12 protein-coding genes are annotated in these 18772 nt (G+C 56.0%); 5 read left to right on the top strand and 7 right to left on the bottom strand.

Going from position 1 to position 18772, the window contains the following annotated elements; translation table 11 throughout:
• Position 1: 1 nt before the first annotated feature.
• Positions 2-1579, top strand: coding sequence for an ABC transporter ATP-binding protein (locus tag LJU29_RS11570; RefSeq protein ID WP_257112715.1), 1578 nt, complete (start codon positions 2-4; stop codon positions 1577-1579).
• A 48-nt stretch (positions 1580-1627) separates the two neighbouring features.
• On the opposite strand, the gene LJU29_RS11565 is transcribed toward LJU29_RS11570, so the two are convergent.
• Positions 1628-2797 carry a PilT/PilU family type 4a pilus ATPase gene (locus LJU29_RS11565; protein WP_257112391.1) on the bottom strand — a complete coding sequence of 390 codons (1170 nt, stop codon included), beginning with the start codon at positions 2795-2797 and terminating at the stop codon, positions 1628-1630.
• Between the two features lie 123 nt (positions 2798-2920).
• On the opposite strand from LJU29_RS11565, the gene LJU29_RS11560 reads away from it, so the two are divergent.
• Positions 2921-3196, top strand: coding sequence for a peptidylprolyl isomerase (locus LJU29_RS11560; RefSeq protein WP_002553334.1), 276 nt, complete (start codon positions 2921-2923; stop codon positions 3194-3196).
• A gap of 74 nt (positions 3197-3270) precedes the next feature.
• On the opposite strand, the gene pgm is transcribed toward LJU29_RS11560, so the two are convergent.
• The 4 genes from pgm to LJU29_RS11540 form a co-directional block, all read right to left on the bottom strand.
• The gene (pgm, locus tag LJU29_RS11555) at positions 3271-4917 is read right to left on the bottom strand and encodes a phosphoglucomutase (alpha-D-glucose-1,6-bisphosphate-dependent) (RefSeq protein ID WP_257112387.1); all 1647 of its coding nucleotides are present in this window, start codon (positions 4915-4917) and stop codon (positions 3271-3273) included.
• A gap of 115 nt (positions 4918-5032) precedes the next feature.
• Positions 5033-7360, bottom strand: a complete 2328-nt coding sequence (locus LJU29_RS11550) for an ATP-dependent DNA helicase (RefSeq protein WP_257112386.1) — start codon at positions 7358-7360, stop codon at positions 5033-5035.
• A gap of 105 nt (positions 7361-7465) precedes the next feature.
• Positions 7466-8872, bottom strand: a complete 1407-nt coding sequence (locus LJU29_RS11545) for an aminotransferase-like domain-containing protein (protein ID WP_057422130.1) — start codon at positions 8870-8872, stop codon at positions 7466-7468.
• A 91-nt stretch (positions 8873-8963) separates the two neighbouring features.
• On the bottom strand, positions 8964-10466 hold the full coding sequence (locus LJU29_RS11540) for a hypothetical protein (RefSeq protein ID WP_057452735.1): 1503 nt from the start codon (positions 10464-10466) through the stop codon (positions 8964-8966).
• 763 nt (positions 10467-11229) lie between these two features.
• Between LJU29_RS11540 and LJU29_RS11535 the strand changes: the two genes are divergently transcribed.
• Complete coding sequence (locus LJU29_RS11535) at positions 11230-14205, top strand: Tc toxin subunit A (protein WP_257112383.1); 2976 nt, start codon at positions 11230-11232, stop codon at positions 14203-14205.
• A gap of 87 nt (positions 14206-14292) precedes the next feature.
• Complete coding sequence (locus tag LJU29_RS29570; RefSeq protein WP_257112381.1) at positions 14293-15360, top strand: neuraminidase-like domain-containing protein; 1068 nt, start codon at positions 14293-14295, stop codon at positions 15358-15360.
• 130 nt (positions 15361-15490) lie between these two features.
• Here the strand turns inward: LJU29_RS29570 and LJU29_RS11525 are convergent, their stop codons facing one another.
• A complete protein-coding gene (locus LJU29_RS11525) occupies positions 15491-16471 on the bottom strand; it encodes an IS5-like element ISPsy2 family transposase (RefSeq protein WP_054078085.1) in 981 nt (326 codons plus the stop codon).
• Between the two features lie 546 nt (positions 16472-17017).
• Here LJU29_RS11525 and LJU29_RS11520 point away from each other — a divergent pair.
• The gene (locus tag LJU29_RS11520; RefSeq protein ID WP_306459402.1) at positions 17018-17659 is read left to right on the top strand and encodes a DUF6602 domain-containing protein; all 642 of its coding nucleotides are present in this window, start codon (positions 17018-17020) and stop codon (positions 17657-17659) included.
• Positions 17660-17997: 338 nt separating this feature from the next.
• On the opposite strand, the gene LJU29_RS11515 is transcribed toward LJU29_RS11520, so the two are convergent.
• The gene (locus LJU29_RS11515) at positions 17998-18690 is read right to left on the bottom strand and encodes a DUF4225 domain-containing protein (RefSeq protein WP_371321902.1); all 693 of its coding nucleotides are present in this window, start codon (positions 18688-18690) and stop codon (positions 17998-18000) included.
• Between the last annotated feature and the right edge of the window lie 82 nt (positions 18691-18772).

The raw sequence follows: 18772 nt of genomic DNA, 5'->3' as shown, positions 1-18772 counted from the left end.
TATGCCGGAAAACCTGATCGAAATCCGCGACCTGAGCGTTGCGTTCAGCGGGCAAAAGGTCGTCAGCAACCTGAGCCTGGACGTACGCCGCGGTGAATGCCTGGCGCTGGTGGGTGAATCCGGCTCCGGCAAGTCCGTCACTGCGCACTCGATCCTGCAACTGCTGCCGCACAACGGTACGCTGACCACTGGCAGCATCACCTACCGGGGTCAACAACTGGTGGGTGCCGACCAGCGCACCCTGCGCGAGCTGCGTGGCAACCGCATTGCCATGATTTTCCAGGAACCGATGACCTCGCTGAACCCGCTGCACAGCGTGGCCCGACAGATAGGCGAGACGCTGCTGCTGCATCGCAGCATCAGTGGCCGTGAAGCGCAGAAACGCATTGTCGAACTGTTGGAAATGGTCGGCATTCAGCAGCCGGAAAAACGCCTGAAAGCCTACCCGCACGAACTGTCCGGAGGCCAACGCCAGCGGGTGATGATTGCCATGGCGCTGGCGTGCGAGCCGGAACTGCTGGTTGCCGACGAACCGACCACTGCACTGGACGTCACCGTGCAACGCAAGATCCTCTTGCTGCTCAAGGAGCTGCAGCAGCGCCTGGACATGTCGCTGCTGCTGATCAGTCATGATCTCAATCTGGTTCATAGCGTGGCGCAGCGCGTCTGCGTCATGCGTGCCGGCGAGATTGTCGAGCAGTCCGATTGCAAGTCGCTGTTCAAATCGCCGCAGCATCCTTACAGCCGCCTGCTGCTGGATGCCGAACCTGCGGGCGAGCCGCTGCCACGCGACACGCGGGAAACGGTTCTGCAGGTCGATAATCTGAAAGTCTGGTTCTCCCTGACCGGCGGCATTCTGCGGCGGCACAAGGAGTACCTCAAGGCGGTGGATGACATCAGCCTGAGTATCGAGCGCGGCAAGACCCTCGGTATCGTTGGCGAATCAGGTTCCGGCAAGTCGACACTGGGCCAGGCGATCCTGCGCCTGCTGGAATCACGCGGCGGTATCCGCTTCCGCGGGCAGGCGCTGGACGGCCTGAGTCAGAAACAGATGCGCCCGTGGCGTAAAGAGATGCAAGTGGTCTTTCAGGACCCTTACGGCAGCCTCAGCCCGCGCATGTCAGTGGCGCAGATCATCAGTGAAGGACTTGAGGTGCACAGCCAGTTCGCCTCTGCCAAATGCGATGCCGAAGTCATTCGGGCGCTTGAAGAAGTCGGCATCGACCCGCAGAGCCGGCATCGCTACCCCCATGAGTTTTCCGGTGGCCAGCGTCAGCGTATCGCCATTGCACGGGCGCTGGTGCTGAAACCCGCGCTGATTCTGCTCGACGAGCCTACCTCGGCGCTGGACCGCACCGTGCAGAAACAAATCGTCGCACTGCTGCGCGAGCTTCAGGAAAAGCACGGCCTGACGTACCTGTTCATCAGTCATGACCTGGCGGTGGTCAAGGCGCTCGCCCATGATGTCATCGTGGTAAAGGACGGCAAGGTTGTCGAGCGCGGTGCCAGCCACGATGTGTTCGAATCACCGCAGCCCCCCTACACACAGGAATTGCTGGCTGCTGCGCGCCCTGAATAATCTGGTCCACAACGAAGCTTCTGCCCGGAGCGCAGGAGCTTCACCGATTTACGCCTGCGGCCCCGGCGCGTCGTCATCGACCAGCCCCCACTCGGCGGTACTTGCCGTGCTGCTGCCGGTCGGGGCCGGGGGCGGCGTCGTCAGGCTGGCGACTCCGCCTTCACTGTGCAGTTTGAGGCGCAGACGAACGTTGTTCTGCGAGTCGGCATTCTTCAGCGCCTCCTCCTCGCTGATCGCCCCCTCGACGGCCAGATTGAACAACGCCGTGTCGAAGGTCTGCATACCGAGGCTGCCGGATTTCTCCATGATGCCCTTGAGCTCGGTCAGTTCATTGCGCTGAATCAGGTCGCGAATGGTCGGCGTGCCCATCATCACTTCCACCGCTGCGCGGCGTTTGCCGTCCGGGGTTCTGACCAGTCGCTGGGACACGAACGCCTTGAGGTTATTGCCCAGGTCATGCAGCAACTGCGCACGACGCTCTTCCGGGAAGAAGTTGATGATCCGGTCCAGCGCCTGATTGGCGTTGTTGGCATGCAGGGTCGAGATCGCCAGGTGGCCGGTGTCGGCAAACGCCAGCGCATGCTCCATGGTCTCGCGATCACGAATTTCGCCGATCAGAATCACATCCGGAGCCTGACGTAACGTGTTCTTCAGCGCCGCGCGGAAGCTTCGGGTATCGACCCCCACTTCGCGCTGGTTGACGATGGATTTCTTGTGCCGATGGATAAATTCGACCGGGTCTTCAATGGTGATGATATGGCCGCTGGCGTTGCGATTGCGGTAATCGATCAGCGCCGCCAGCGAGGTCGACTTGCCCGAACCGGTGGCACCGACGAACAACACCAGCCCGCGCTTTTCCATGATCACATCGAGCAGTACGGGCGGCAGGAACAGGTCCTCGAAACGCGGAATGTCCAGCTTGATATTCCGCGCGACGATGGACACCTCGTTACGCTGCATGAAGATATTGATCCGGAACCGGCCGATGCCCGCCAGCGAAACAGCAAGGTTCATCTCCAGTTCGCGCAGGAATTCGAGCTTCTGCTCCTCGTCCATCAGCCCCTGAGCAATCACCGCCACCTCGCCCGGCTTGAGGGTTTCACTGCCCAGCGGCTTGAGCACACCGTTGAATTTGGCGCACGGAGGTGCTCCGGTGGAGAGATACAGGTCCGATCCGTCCTGACTGGCCAGAATCTTCAACAGCGCCGGAAAATCCATAATCAATACCGTACAAAATGAAGTAAAAAGACGACGATCGTCATGACGGCACGCGTGACGCGCGGGCGTCGCTCAGCAAGAGCAGACATAATGGCAGCCTTTTGCAGCAGGTGATATTGCGACATGAAAGCCCAAGCCCGCCATATTCTGGTGAAAACCGCCGAAGAGGCCGAACAGCTCAAGCTGCGCATTGCCAAGGGTGAGGCGTTTGACGTGCTGGCTAAAAAGCATTCTAGCTGCCCATCCGGCAAACGTGGCGGTGATCTGGGCGAAGTCCGGCCAGGGCAAATGGTCGGTGCCATCGATCAGGTGATCTTCAAGAAGCCGCTACGCGTGGTGCACGGCCCGATCAAAAGCAAATTCGGTTATCACCTGGTGCAGGTCTTCTATCGCGACTGAGCCACAGGTCAAAAGCTGAAAAACCCCGAAGCGGTTGAGGTTCGAGGTTTTTCGGGCCTTGACGAAAGCAGTGATTATTTAGGCGAAATCGCCCCGTCCACCAGCACTTGAGCTTCTGCTACCAAGCGCTTGAGGTGATCTTCGCTGACAAAACTCTCGGCGTAGATCTTGTAGATGTCCTCGGTGCCTGAAGGGCGTGCCGCAAACCAGCCGTTTTCAGTCATGACTTTCACGCCACCGAACGCCTGATCATTACCCGGCGCGTTGCTAAGTACCTTCTGAATCGGCTCACCCGCCAGCTCGGTAGAAGTCACCTGCTCTGGCGACAGCTTGCTCAGCAGCGCCTTCTGCTGCGGGTTGGCCTTGGCGTCGACGCGGGTCGAGAACGGCTCGCCCAGCTCGTCGGTCATGGTCTTGTACGTTTCGCTTGGGTCACGACCGGTACGGGCAGTGATTTCCGCAGCCAGCAAGGCTGGAATCAGACCGTCCTTGTCAGTGGTCCAGACCGTACCGTCGCGGCGCAGGAACGAGGCGCCAGCGCTTTCTTCACCGCCAAAGCCCAACGAACCCTCGAACAGGCCCTGCGCGAAATACTTGAAGCCGACCGGCACTTCGTACAGGCGTCGACCCAGGCGCGCAGCCACACGATCAATCATGCCGCTGCTGACCACAGTCTTGCCGACTGCCGCATCGGCGCGCCACTCAGGACGGTTCTGGAACAGGTAGTCGATGGATACCGCCAAGTAGCTGTTGGGCGTCATCAGGCCACCGCTCGGGGTCACGATGCCGTGGCGGTCGTGATCCGGGTCACAGGCAAATGCCACTTGATAACGGTCCTTGAGACCGATCAGGCTCTGCATGGCATGGCTGGAAGACGGGTCCATACGAATCTGGCCGTCCCAGTCAACGGTCATGAAACGGAACGTAGGATCGACAAACTTATTGACCACATCCAGGTTCAGGCCGTAATGCTCGCCAATCGCCGACCAGTAGTTCACCCCGGCCCCACCCAGCGGGTCGACACCGAGACGCAGACCCGAATCGCGAATAGCGTCCAGATCAATGACGTTCTTCAGGTCGGCTACGTAAGTGTTGACGTAGTCATGGCGGTGAGTGGTGTCGGCACGCAGTGCTTTTTCATGACTGATGCGTGAAACGCCAGTGACTTTATCCGCCAGCAGTTCGTTGGCCTTGTTCTCGATCCACTTGGTGATATCACTGTCAGCCGGGCCGCCATTGGGCGGGTTGTACTTGAAGCCACCGCTTTGCGGCGGGTTGTGCGACGGCGTAATGACGATGCCATCAGCCAGCCCCGAAGTACGGCCACGGTTGTAACAGATAATGGCGTGAGACACCGCAGGGGTTGGCGTGTATTCATCGCCTTGCGAGATCATCACCTCAACGCCGTTGGCGGCCAGCACTTCAAGAGCGGTGGCAGCGGCTGGCGTGGACAACGCATGGGTATCAGCGCCAAGGAACAAAGGGCCGTCGATACCATTTGCCTTTCGGTACAGGCAGATCGCCTGGCTGATAGCCAACACGTGCCATTCGTTGAAGCCCAGATCGAACGACGTGCCACGGTGTCCGGAAGTGCCGAACGCAACGCGTTGAGCAGGTACGGATGCATCAGGTTGACCCGTGTAGTAAGCCGTGACCAGTCTCGGAATATCGACCAGTAACTGCGCAGGTGCCAGCTTGCCGGCGAAAGGACTGAGTCTCATACAACCTCCACGAAGAAATGAAATACGGAGAAAAAATAAAGACTTGCTGCAGGTAAAAACATAATCGATGCGGCAGTTTACTGGCAGTTCGACAGCGCTGCTTGAGTATCGATCCCTAGGCTGTTGACGTTTCAGGCCGCCACCACGCCGGAAACAGCTGCCTGACCTTGTGCTCGGCAAAACGATCGTCGATCAGCATCACCACGCCACGATCACTCTGGCTGCGGATCACCCGCCCCGCTGCCTGCACCACCTTCTGCACGCCGGGGTAAAGATAGGTGTAGTCGTAGCCAGCACCGAACAATGCGGCCATGCGCTGCTTGAACTGCTCGTTGACCGGGTTGAGCTGCGGCAGCCCCAGCGTGGCGATGAACGCGCCGATCAAACGTGCGCCCGGCAAGTCGATGCCCTCACCAAAGGCACCGCCCAGTACGGCAAAACCGATGCCCTGACTGCTCAGGGTAAAGCGGTCGAGAAACGCGTGACGCTCACTCTCGCCCATGCCCCGCGCCTGCTGCCAGAGGGTGATGTGCGGATGAGTCTGCGCCATCAGTTCAGCCACTTGTTGCAGGTAATCAAAACTGCTGAAAAACGCCAGGTAGTTACCTGGCCGCGCTTCGAACTGCTCCGCCATCAGCTCGACAATCGGTGCCAGCGAGGCCTGACGATGAGTGAAACGGGTGGAAATGCGGCTGACAATCCGCACGTCGAGTTGATCGTGATTAAACGGTGATTCCACATCGATCCACGCTGTGTTGACCGGCAGCCCGAGCAGATCCGCATAGTAATGCCGCGGGTTGAGCGTTGCGGAAAACAGCACGGTGCTGCGCGCAGCGGTCAGGCGCGGACGGATGAAGCGTGCTGGAACCACGTTACGCAGGCTGAGGCGCGACATAATGCGCTTGCCGCCCGCCTCGCGCCGGGTGATGTCGAATATAAAATGCTCGTCGAACAGCTCGGCGATGCGTGCAAAGCCGATGGCTTCCAGATAGAAACCCTGCAACGTGCCATCCACTGCCTGCGGGTGCTCGTTGAAATGATCACCAATGGTCGAGATGCACTGGTTCAGGCTGCCGATGAGTTTTTCCGGTGCCGCCGAGTACGCCTGATAGGCAGCGGGCTGCACTTTGTGCAGCGCATTCCATTGCCGGTCGAGACGCTGCAAGGCTTTTTTAACGGGTTCGGGCGACGTCTGGATCAGGGCTTTCAACTGGCTCTGATCAAGACTGGCGCTGTACATCTGCCGGGCCCGCTCGACCATGTTGTGCGCTTCGTCGACCAGCACCGCCACGCGCCACTGATTGAGCTGGCCGAGGCCGAACAGCAGCGCACTGAGGTCGAAGTAATAATTGTAATCAGCGATTACTACATCGGCCCAGCGTGCCAGTTCCTGGCTGAGGTAATACGGACAGACCTGATGCCGCAATGCGGCCTCGCGCACGCTGGCCTGATTCAGCCAGGGCCACTCAAGTGCAGCGGCGCGGGCCGCTGGCAGACGATCGTAAAAGCCATTGGCCAGTGGACAGGAATCTCCGTTACAGGCCTTGTCCAGATGCTCGCAGGCCTTGTCCCGCGCCACCAGTTCCAACACCCGCAGCTTTAGCTCCGGCGCACTGTGATTGATGACCTCAAGCGCATCCAGTGCCAGCCGACGCCCGGGAGTCTTGGCGGTGAGGAAGAAAATCTTGTCAAGCTGCTGACCGGGCGCCGCCTTGAGCAATGGAAACAGCGTGCCCACCGTCTTGCCGATGCCCGTAGGTGCCTGAGCCATCAGACAACAGCCGGTGCTCACCGCCTTGTACACCGACTCGGCCAGCACCCGTTGCCCGGTTCGAAAGGACGCGTGAGGGAACTTCAGGCTGCCCAGCGTCTTGTGCAGCGCCTGCGTATGCGCCATCTGTTGCTGCGCCCAGCCGAGGAATATCGTGCACTGTTGCTCGAAGAACTGTTGCAGTGTCGTTGCACTGAATGGCTCGCGAATCAGGGTTTCCTGCTCGCTGACAATGTTGAAATACACCAGAGCCAGCGTCACTTGTTCAAGTTGCAGACGCTGGCAAAGCAGCCAGCCGTAGACCTTCACCTGTGCCCAGTGCAATCGACGGTGGTTGGCAGGCATCGCATCCAGCTCGCCGCGATAGGTCTTCACTTCTTCCAATTGATTGCGACCGGCGTCGTACCCGTCCGCCCTGCCCCTTACCGTCAGCTCGCGATAATCGCCACTCAACGACAACTCGGCCTGATAATCAGCGCCACGACGCGACGCGACCGTGCGGTGTCCGGCAATCCCTTCCTGAGCCGTGGGCGATGGTGTGAAGCGCAGGTCAAGATCGCCGACCTTGGCGGTGAACTCGCACAGTGCGCGCACGGCCACGACATAATGCGCAGGCGAGTCGCTGATGAGGGCTTGCCCGGAATCGGGTTTTACAGGGGCGGTCGGGGTCACTGCGCTGGGAAGCCGTAGGTTGTGAATACTGGACAGGCGTCCAGTTAACAGCCTTGAATCACGTCTGGCAAACATAAATGGATCGACGGCTTGCGATGTCAGTGCCTAGTACAGACGCGCCTGCGTTAACGCTCCTCCCAACGCGGCCAGGCGCGCGGCCGGATCCTGACCCCAGTCGATGGCGTAGCTGACCCATAAATGCTGCCCATAACGGTTTTGCAGGCTGAACAGTTCGCCGGGAGTAATGACGATGCGCTGGGCCAGCAGCCTGTCGAAGACCTGGCGCATGTCTACGGGATGCATGCTCTCGGCCCAGACGCCGCAGCCGCCCTCGGGTACCTGATAACGCAACGCTCCACCCGTCTGTTCATCCAGTTGTTGTGTCATCGACTGCATGCGTCTGACCAGCGTTTCTCGCAACGCCACCAGTTGCCTGTCCAGACGCCCACTGCTGCACAATCTGGCAATCGCCCGCTGACGAATCGGCGGCAGTTCGAATGCTCGCAGCCAAAAATACTGCTGCCAGCGCACCTCAAGGGTTTTGCACAGCAGATAGCCGTAAGGGGCTTCAGGCCCAAGACTCTTGTCAAATGCGCCGATAATCACCAGACGCTGCGGGTCAACCCAGTGGCGCAGAGGGATCTGCTCGTAAGCAAATTGCAAACCCGCATGGCTGTCATTTTCCAGCGCCCAGACTTGATGGCGATTTAACGCTTGCGCAACGGCCTCGCTGTTACCCGGAGGGCGCACGCTGCCTCGCACCGGGTTCAGTAAAGAAGGCAACACGGCAAGCCCGATATCATTGTCGCGCAACAGGTTATCGAGTCGCGCAGGATCAAGGCTGCCGGTCTCGTCCAGTGGCAGCTCGATAACGCGAATGTCGAACGATTGCAGCAAGCGCAGCAACGCCCAGGCGCAGGGCGACTCCACCAACACCACAGTGCCACGCAGCCCCAACGTTTCGATAACGGCCTTGAACGCCCCATGCAGGTCTGGGGCGATATAGACATTGTCAGCGTGCCAGCAGTGTTCTGCATCGCGGGTGTAGCGGGCTGCCAACGCGGTGCGCAGCTCTGGCTCGCCAAACGGCTGAAAACCTGGCTCCCGCAGGCGCGGATAATGCCGAGTCAGTTCTCGCTCCATTGCCGGTAGCGGACTTTCCTGTGCATGCAGAAGGGTCGGTTCATCACAACCCAGCAGCGACATGCCCGGACGACTGGCGTTATCGCACAGTACGTGTAACAGATCGCCATCGCTGTCAGAACATGCCCGCCCCGCCCTGTTCCCGCTGCACGGTGCCGAGTAATAGCCCGACTTGGGAAGCGAATAGACGCGCCCTTCCTTTTCCAGTAGCGAATAGGCGCTTTGTACTGTGGATATAGATACGCTCAGTCGCTGCGCCAGCTGTCGCAGTGATGGCATCTTCAGCGCCAGCTCGCCTTGTTGCTGGTCGACCAGCCGCACCAGATAGCGGTAAACCGCCTGGTAAGCGAAATCCATGTTGTTTTTCATCCAGGTATCCGCCGCTCAGCCAGACCAGGCTTTAGAAAGTCGCGACATGACTGATGCCGGTTGCCGACAGCAGCCATGATCCGAAACCGGTTCAGCGCCCGGAAAGCATCTCGACCACTGCCTGACCGGTCGCCGGGTCAACGGTCATGATTCGGCGTTTGTCAGGATCGGCAGCGCGAATTCTGGCGATGATCGAATGCGGGTCATCGAAGTTCACCCGCTGTTTGCCGTAAAGGTTTTGCAGCGATTGGAGGCTCAGACCGCTGATATCCACCAGCCACTGCATCACTTGATCCGGGGCCGTCGAGCCCGAGAGCACCTTGTGCAGATCCGGCAGTGCCACCAGCATGCCGGGATGGCAGCGGCGCAGAAATGATTCAAGGCCATCGCCCTGATTGACGAATGGCGAGAACAGCATGCAGACCAGTTGAGTCTCGTTCAGGCCAAACCCCTCCTGAGCGAAGCCTGAGGCCAGCTCGCGACGCGTCTCGATTCGCGCCCGCCCGGCATAAGCGCTGAGCGCCTGATCAATCAATCGTGGCGGCATCTGCTTTCTGCGCATCAGCGATGTTGCCAGCTCAAGGTATTCGGCTATCCCGTCGGCATAATTGCGCTCTTGCAGGTACTGCGCAGTCAGGCCCCGCATATGAGCCATCAGCAAAGGATTGGCGCAATCGGACTCACTGAAGCCGAATGACAGATCATCGAAGCGAAAATCAAGGAATTCGGTCAGCAGGTTCCAGTGCTCATCCGCCTTGCAACTGACCAGATCGGCGATGGTGATAAAGGCTGGCGCGTTGGCTTTTTCAGGGACCGCTATGGATCGGTTTGTCCGCGGGCTGTCTTCGCCGTCCCCGTACAGTTCGTGGTAATACGCCTGGCCGATCGTGTCGATGACCTTGAGTACGCCAGTCAGCGTCTGGTTACCCCAACTGCCCGTGTACTGCCCGGAGCGCTGGGCCAGACGCATGATCCACGTCGCGTACTGCCGCTGCTCCCTGCGTGAATCGCCGCTGACCACAGCATCGACACCGTTACCCCAGCTCAACGCGCGACCCAGAAACTCCGCCAGGCCCAGATAGCAGGTATTGCAAAACGTGGTCCGCGCGTCACCTGCGGACAGATGTCCACCGAGCAGCATGTCCAGGCGATTCTGCTCGCGCCCTGCGCTGGAAAAAGGCAGATCCGGCTCGAAGGCCTGGGTGTACTGGTTGTCGATCACCAGCGTTTCGACGCGCGGGTCGTCATACAAAAACAATGCTGAATAGGTGCGGTTGATGTTATCCATCACCGCGGGTGTCATTCCCGCGTGACGTCGGTTGGCGACCCGCAAATTGAACGTACCGGGCGATCGACAGGCAATGCTCAACTGGGCGGCGCGCAAAAAGGCCAGCGTGTAGGCACTGTCCTTGCCACCGCCGAACGCTACCAGCACCTTGAAACCGGAAATCCGCTCGATCCCGCCAGCCGCGACAATCAATCGCTGAATCAACAACTGCAACGCCGTGCGTTCCGCACGGGTGAAATACCCCAGCAAACGTTGCAATACTTGCTGATAGACGTAATTCATTGCCTGTTCGTGGATAGAGCTCATTGTGTGTCACCTGCCTGTCGCTCAAGACGCGACACGGTGCAGGCAGAACATTGAACATCAAGCTGACAACCAAGTTTATAGTCGAGCATGACTCATTCCCTGAGTGGTAATTACCGACGCATTATCAATATCTTCAAAACAATTACAATAGACAGTTTTCTTTTGAAAACAACGCAGAATGTTTACATAAGGCGGCCGTATTAGACAACGCGTTTAAACGCCTCACTCATTCAGCAGCCAAGAACTTATTATTTTGCCAATTATACTCCACGCCAGATCCCTCTACAGGAAGCTCTCGGCGAGCAAGAGCGTATCGACATACAATGATGCTTTTACTCTGCCCTGTAGGAAACACCAGTGGCATTGTGCGCATTCTGACAGATTGATTAAACTTTAATACTCATGTCGCCCACAGCTCCATATTTACCTTCGTCCAGCGGAACTGAACCGGTACTTTCAATGAAGCCATAAAGAGCATCGTGCCCGGCGCGGCATTGTCGAGGTGAAATATAACACAGCCGGCATTCAATTGTCTCGATCATCGCCAAAGGTTCTAAGCGGCACTCACCGACATCGACCCATTCTGTCCTAAGGAAGGTCTGAAAAAGCCTTTTCTTCAAAAGTCGAAGCCAGTAAATACAGGCGCTCCAGCCCGGTTCCTCTCCAAAAAAATGGACTTTTTCAGAAGATACCTAAGCTTGATCAATGCGCTCTGCATTAAAGACGCACAAGGAGTTTTCAAACCCAACAAGGACGTACAACCATGGCCCTGCCATCCGCTTCCCTCGAAAAAAGTTCATCTCCGACCTACACCAGTCTGTTTCCGGAAAACCTAGCGCACACCACCTCCGCGGGCGCACTGGATTCCAGCGACGGGCCTCTCGCCTACCTGAGCGATCTGTATCAACGAGCCATCAAGCTGGAAATAATGGCCGACAACAAGGCCATCAAACTCGGTGTCCGACGCCCTGCGCTGGGCGATCTGCTGCTTGACGAAACCAGCGCCCACCAGACCGTATCCGCGCTAAAACTGGTGATCGATATACTCGCTCATCCCGCGCAGATGCTGGCCGGCATTACACCATTGCCGAATGCCATCGCCGCATCGGGCAGTCATGCAACGCTGCCATTCCATCTGGCTTTCCAGCAAATGCGGGCGGTGCTTGAGCAGAAGGGCATCACGCTGTTCGATGTGCACAAGCTTGCGTCTTATGATTATCCCAACTTCTGCTACCAGAATTTCCGCCAGAAAGACCTGCGCGCGGCCATACTCTCGGGCAGCGGCCTTGACCCGTCCCTGCACACACTGCTGCTGGACAATGAGACTGCGGCAAAAGCCGATTTTTTCAAAACTGCCTACGGCGTAGCCGGTAGCGCAACCGAGGCTCTGCTGGCGATCAGCGATGTAGCCCTGTTTCGCCACCAGACCGGGCTGAGCGAACAGGACCTTTACGACCTGCTTGCCCTCAAAAGTACGGACGATGGAAAGCAGACCGGCTTCAGCACCACGGTAAAACGTTCCGAACACCTCCCTGTCGCATCGCAAACAGAGGTTGCAGCCAGTCAGGTTTACGGTGCCTCGTTTATCAACAATGCCAGCAGCCCGGCAATCGCCATTACAGTGCCCGCTGACAGCTCGTCAGGCCAGCAACTGACCAACGTCAGCGCCAGCCATTTCGCCCGCCTGCACAAGCTCATTCACTTGCAGCACTTCCTCGGCCTGCCGTTCGCTGACGTCGATACGCTGGTAATGTCCGCCTTGCGTGCAGAAGGTCAAACCAAAGATTTCCACTTTACCGCCAACACGTTGCGAGCAATCAGCGTGTTCCGTTACCTGCATCGTGATTTCAAGGTCAGCGCATGGCAGTTTGCGACCATGCTTGGCGCGTTGCCGGTATATTCGGTGGGTCAGGCATTGCCCGCTCTGGATACCGTATTGGGTGCGCAGGCCGCCAACGGTAACGACAGCAATCAGACCCGAGTGATATTCGATGACGCTGAGTTCGATCTGGATACCGACGCGGGCCAGGCTACGCTGGCGCAGATGTGCTACGCACTGAAGATCGACGAACAGACCGCCAGAGATTTCGTTGCAACTACACAGCGATTCCAGCAACCCGCCGCAAAAGGCGCCCCGGCAAAACTGCCCAAACGATCACTGACCTTGTTTTCTGCGTTATATCGTCAGGTTTACCTGCCGCGCCTGTTGAGGCTATCGCCGCAGGCCGGGGCCGGTCTGATGTCGCTGCTGTTCATCGGCAACGACGACCTGCTCAAGCAACTGGCTGGCGCACCGACGCTTCTTGATAAAGACGATCAGCCGGACATCCTCGACGTGATGATGGCTGCGGTGAACCTCACTCAGTGGGCGAGGCAGCAAAACATCGGTCTGGACCTACTGGCGTTGTTGCTGACGCCCACGCCGGATATCGAGGCGAAAACGCTCCCCGCTCCGGCCGACTGGCTGGAATTGATCACGGAATCTGCAGATCGGCTGGGCAAATCATCGCTGACAGAAGCCAGACTTGCATCATTGGCCGCTGTGCAGCAGGTTGCACTCAAGGATGACAAGAACACCTGGCTGCAGATTTTCAACCCGCTGATAGACGCCGACGGCTGGGTCAAGGCGATCCCCGTACTGCAGGGCGAGGACCGCCAGACGGCGATCAATGCTCAGGTTTCAATCTGTCTGACGGGCGTGTTGGCGCAGAGTGATGCACTGGACGTAGACGTTTATCTCAAAACCGGTGAGGCCTTTGCCGCACAGATCAATGGAGCGCTGATCGCTCAGGAAGATGTGATCAAGTCATTGGGGGCGGCGCTGTCAGGCAATAGCAGCCAGCCGGGTCGATCAATATTGAGTGAACAACACATATTGCTACTGCTGCGCTGGCTCGACATCAATACCTCCACCTTGATCAATGAAATAAACAATCACGCGCTTGAAACCGGCAACCAGAGCACGTTCAGCAAAAGTGCATTCGTCATGTGGTCAGAACTAAAGCGGCATGCCGAACTGATCATGCGTTTCAACCTCAGCCCCGCCGGGCTGGAGCTGTTACTGGAATACCCTGAGCGAATGGCCTTGGATGAGTCCGGATCAAGCCTTGACATGTGCTACCAGCTTTCATGCTTTGGCAATTGGGTCAAACGCGCTCATGAGACAGGCTATCAGGAGTCCGATGTTCTGGTTTATCTGCGCATTATCAACAGCGATGAGGAAGAGTCAACCGGGCTTGAAGCGGCAGAGCGGCTGGCCAAGTTGATTGGCTGGAACGCTGAAGAAACGCTGTGTGCCGTGGGGACTACGTATCAGACCGGGCTACAAGACAACGTTAGCAGTGCCAGCGATGCTATCGCCAAATCATCCCGTAAGACCTTTGCTGACTTTGTCGCCAGCCTGAGCAGCAAGGGTAAAGAGAAATTTGACAGCAGCAGCGGACTTACGTACGTCATTTATTGTTATTACGTTATTGGCGATATCAAAAATTGGGACGCCAATGTACAAGCACTGATGAAACCGTTTTATCAATTTCTGAAGGACAATCCCGGACCGCTCATCGTCACCGAAACCCAGTTCGACAGTGTCCGCTACCAACAGAAAAAAAGAGCGGAGGAACGGGCCAGCGGTAAAGCAGGGAAAACCGTACTGGCGGTCCTAAACTTCACCGATGGTAAGCGGATCGGCGGACCATTGAGTGTGTCTGCTGATCACTCAACACGCCCGACTCGGCAATAGGCCTATAACGTCGCCGATATTGATCAGGTGATTCGTTTACAGTCACTTTGCCAAAAGACCGGGCTGGCGTGCCAGTCGCTAATCAACGTGACTGCACTGGATGCAAAATCATCCTATGGACAGGTTCAGTCACTTGCCACGCTGTTGTTCGCAAGTTGTGATGAGGCCGAGCAGCACGCTATCAATATTCCGCTCAACGAAGCGTGGCGAGATGCACTGGTTGGCTACCTGCTGATCAACTTGCCCAACACGCCTGACTACAGGTTTTCCACTGCTGCCGACGCCGACGATCTGTCCAACTTTCTGCTGACCGGCGTGCAGGTTTCCAGTGAAGTCATGACCAGTCAGATGGCGCATGCGACGGCCAGTTTGCAACATTACCTCAGCCGATTTTTCGCACACCTGGAACCGGGTTACGACACAGCGGCGCGGAATATTATTGCTGACGCGGACGACGAATGGCGTCGCTATTGCAACCAGTACGCGCGCTGGCGCAGTTGGCACCAACAGGTCAACCATCCGGAAAACCTTATCCAGCCAGCCTTGCGGCCCGGCAAGAGCCAACCATTCGTCGAGCTGGAAAACGAACTGAATCAGGGCAAACTGACCAGTGATATGGTTCAACTGGCGGTGGCCAACTATATCGGCAAGTTCGAGCAGGTCAGCAACCTGCAAGTGGTCAGCGGCTACCTCGACGGCTTTGACCCGGTAAGCGATACCTACCATTTCATCGGCAAGACCAACGTCGAACCGACTGAGTACTACTGGCGATCGCTGGATATCAGCAAGCGCGATAATCTGGGGCAACTCAGCCCGCTGGCATGGAGTGAATGGGAGAAAATCGGCTTGCCTCTGAGCGGGCAGATCGTGCAAACACCAACCACAGATGGGCAAACGCTGGATGTGATTCGTCCGATCATCATCGCTGGGCGTCCCTATGTGATCTGGGTCGAACGCTCGACCACTCCGATACCCAGCGCAGACGAAACGAAGCAGACGCCTACAAAGTTCAGAAAAATTACCGTGCATTACTGCTATAAGCAGATAGATGGGCTATGGAGCCCAGCGAATGAGTTGCTGGCCCTGGACGGGACAAAGGATGGCAAGCGTTTAAAAGATGAAAATAACAATTACCTTAAGGAAGGTCTGAAGTAGCCGGATGTTTTCCGGCTACCGAGTCCTCAGCACTTTTCAAAAAACGATGCATGTCGAAATTTGCTCAATTATCTTCGCTTTTCAGCTCTTTCGGCCGCTGCAAAGCCTTTTGCGGTAACCATTTCCTGCATTACACGCGCACCTCTCCTGCGCTCGCCAACAAATGTCGACGGGCCATCCACAGGTTTGACAGGGCGAACAACGTCACCATCTGCGCGGTGTTCTTGGCCAAGCCCCGAAAGCGCACTTTTTCATAGCCAAACTGGCGTTTGATGACCCGAAACGGATGCTCGACCTTGGCGCGAACCTGGGCCTTGGCCTTCTCGATTTTGCGGATCGCCTTGTACAAAATACTGCGTTTTCCGTGCTTTTTGTAAGTGCTGCGGCGGGCGGCAATCTGCCAAATGACCTTGCGCCCAGCGTGTTCTTCGCGCTTCTCGACCCCGGTGTAACCTGCGTCGGCGCAGACTACGTTTTCCTCGCCGTGCAGCAGTTTGGCAACCTGCGTGACGTCTGCCACATTGGCCGCTGTTACTACCACACTGTGCACCAGGCCTGACTCGTCGTCGGCGCCGATATGAGCCTTGGCGCCGAAATAGTACTGGTTACCTTTCTTGGTTTGATGCATCTCAGGATCGCGTTTGCCATCCTTGTTCTTGGTCGAACTGGGCGCGTGAATCAGCGTGGCATCGACGATGGTGCCTTGACGCAACGACAAGCCGCGGTCGCCCAGATAACCATTAATTACGCCGAGAATCCCGGTCGCCAACTCGTGCTTTTCCAGCAGACGACGGAAGTTGAGAATGGTGGTTTCGTCTGGAATTCGCTCCAGGCTCAGGCCTGAAAACTGACGCAGGATGGTCGTCTCATACAGCGCTTCTTCCATCGCCGGATCGCTGTAGCCGAACCAGTTCTGCATCAGATGAACACGCAGCATCGCCATCAGTGGGTAGGCGGGCCGGCCACCTTCTCCTTTTGGATAATAGGGCTCAATCAGGGCAATCAAACCTTTCCAGGGCACCACCTGATCCATCTCGATCAGGAACAATTCCTTACGGGTCTGCTTGCGCTTGCCGGCATACTCGGCGTCGGCGAAGGTCATCTGTTTCATCATCGAAAAGCTCGGCGACTGGTGTCCGGAGATTTTGCCAAATTAGGAAGTCTTTTTCAGAGTTTCCTTAGCACCGTAAAAACATGGCCTGTTTGTGTTTTTAGCAAACGAAAAAACGCAGCCTCCAGAGGAGGTTTACACGTTACGCTATCTTTGGCGAAACGATATCTATGGTGCGAGATGCATCAGACGTCAAGCTGCGCTTTTGCGTCAAAAATGGCTCTGGAGCGAGCAGTCGGACAGCCTGCTCACAAATCTGTAGCGTACGACCCGATATAGCCAGTTTAGCTGCAACCTCCAAGCAAAATTCAAGCGCTCGATGTTGTTTTTGACTAAGTGGAAACGAGCTACAAAAGCTAAACCTCCCAAGGAGTTGTGCAATGTTATTTGCCCATATGGCTGCGGTGGAAGATCAGCTACTCGCTACGTCCAGAATCCCTGCTAACTCTGGTCATTCCTTGCACAAAGGAACTCCACGTGAAGCGTTTATCAAAGAATTTCTTCAATCCCATCTCCCCTCCACTCTTTCCATAGGGTCGGGGGGAAATTATCGATAGTCGCTCGTTGCCTGCCAGCCCCCGAAGACAATTTGACCTCGTAATTTATAAGAGAAGTCTTCCCAAACTCGATTTTGGCGGTGGCATTAGTGGTTTTCTTGCGGAATCGGTGATTGCTACTATCGAGGTCAAGTCAACTCTTGACAAGTCCGGAATGCATCAGGCCTTGACTGCCGCGCGGCAGGCAAAACAACTCGAAAAAAGCGAGGTATGGACTTTCAGTTCTGGTTTTATACCACCAGCGATTCTCAGTTTTGTCGTCGCTTACGAAGGGCCGCAAAAGATGGAAACTGTGCTCAACTGGATCACTGAACTGGAATCCGAGCTAGGCATATCCATACCCTCGTTGCCTCTTGGAGCGGGGAGGCTGAATACTCCTAGCGCCTCCATTGATGGAGTATTCATTTTAGGGAAAGGCTTTGTAACTTTTGACAACTTCCCAACAGGTTTTTTGGACGACCCCGCCCGCAGCATTAATTCAAATATAAAATGGGTAGCTGCGTCAGCGACGCATGGAGCTTTGCTTTGGTTATTTCATATGCTGACCCAAGCATCAATGAACATAAGCGGAACATTTCTTAACATGATTCCTTATATGAGCGACTTACGAGCAGAGATCAAATCTGGCTGATCATTTTCCTCATTGCTAGAATCTCATATTGCAGCAGTATGGGAGAGATAGGTACAATGCCTCAGAGTCACTCATTATCGAGCCTCTGATTAATTCAGAAAAAATGTATATTGCGCCCCATACAAATCAAAGTCTGTTTATTTTCGGACTAAATGACTTAATGCAAAAAAAAGAAATTACAATAAAAAACAGGGCAGCTAAAAACCTGGCCGTGAAGACGCCAGGGTCAAAAAAATAATTAACGAGAAGCAACATCCATACTGAATGAAAAGCAGCGCACGCAATCGCAAACAGATAAATTCTTGCGTGTGAAAAAAATCGTCCAGCTTTTTGTCGGTTCACTGCTTTTGCATTCCGTCTACTGTGATGGTGTCGGCGGCTCTATCTATGACCAATACAGGTACTGACGTGTTTCGATATGCACGAACATAGTCAGTTCTAATATATCTAAATAGCCGCCAGGAATCCGGCTTTAAAACCAGCTTCGTGACCCCATACACAGACATCGCAAGGTCGGCTGACCCGTAGGCCATATTTCCTTCTCGTGCTCCGTAACCAACTGCTTTTGCTGCTGCTTGGTATCCCTTTCTTACTGGGCCCTCTGTATCACTACGCCCCTCCCAAAGGTTGCGCCCGTTTTCATAAACGTTATTTGCACCATGAGCCATAATTGGTACACCTGCAACGAGGCACAGCGTACCTAAAGAGCCATAGCAAATGCCCGCACCAGCTCCGAATTGCATTGCTCCGGCGACTACTCCAACGCCTTTTTTGGCAATCTCCCATGACTGGGCAAACAAGCTATCTTGTTCATCTTTTATTTCTTTTAGCCCCTGCTCAGGACTTTTTTTACCTTCAGAAACATCATTAACAATACTTTTTGCGTAATAGGAGACTTCACGATTGAATTGCAATCGCAGAATGGCATTATCAATATGCTTAATACCTAAGGTACAGGCTTGCTCTCCTAGCTTTTCAGCGGCGGCACTAATCATCAAATAGCTTGTGCGATTTTCGTCTGTTGGTTTCATTCTTCACCCCTCCAAATGACGTATGTGCCGCTAGTCATACATCTACCCCTGAGATTAAATCTTCCACTTTATCTGTTGACAC

The sequence above is a fragment of the Pseudomonas ficuserectae genome (genome assembly GCF_024584585.1).
Classification (GTDB): Bacteria; Pseudomonadota; Gammaproteobacteria; order Pseudomonadales; family Pseudomonadaceae; genus Aquipseudomonas; species Aquipseudomonas amygdali.
Note: the sequence above shows the minus strand (reverse complement) of the source record. Positions and strands in the feature narration are given on the sequence as shown.

Excerpts from the sequence above, each read along its gene's own strand:
- LJU29_RS11540 (WP_057452735.1), bottom strand. The coding sequence starts at position 10,466 with ATGAGCTCTATCCACGAACAGGCAATGAATTACGTCTATCAGCAAGTA.
- LJU29_RS11545 (WP_057422130.1), bottom strand. The coding sequence starts at position 8,872 with ATGAAAAACAACATGGATTTCGCTTACCAGGCGGTTTACCGCTATCTG.
- LJU29_RS11565 (WP_257112391.1), bottom strand. The coding sequence starts at position 2,797 with ATGGATTTTCCGGCGCTGTTGAAGATTCTGGCCAGTCAGGACGGATCG.
- LJU29_RS11560 (WP_002553334.1), top strand. The coding sequence starts at position 2,921 with ATGAAAGCCCAAGCCCGCCATATTCTGGTGAAAACCGCCGAAGAGGCC.
- LJU29_RS11525 (WP_054078085.1), bottom strand. The coding sequence starts at position 16,471 with ATGAAACAGATGACCTTCGCCGACGCCGAGTATGCCGGCAAGCGCAAG.
- LJU29_RS11570 (WP_257112715.1), top strand. The coding sequence starts at position 2 with ATGCCGGAAAACCTGATCGAAATCCGCGACCTGAGCGTTGCGTTCAGC.
- LJU29_RS11515 (WP_371321902.1), bottom strand. The coding sequence starts at position 18,690 with ATGAAACCAACAGACGAAAATCGCACAAGCTATTTGATGATTAGTGCC.
- LJU29_RS11535 (WP_257112383.1), top strand. The coding sequence starts at position 11,230 with ATGGCCCTGCCATCCGCTTCCCTCGAAAAAAGTTCATCTCCGACCTAC.
- pgm (WP_257112387.1), bottom strand. The coding sequence starts at position 4,917 with ATGAGACTCAGTCCTTTCGCCGGCAAGCTGGCACCTGCGCAGTTACTG.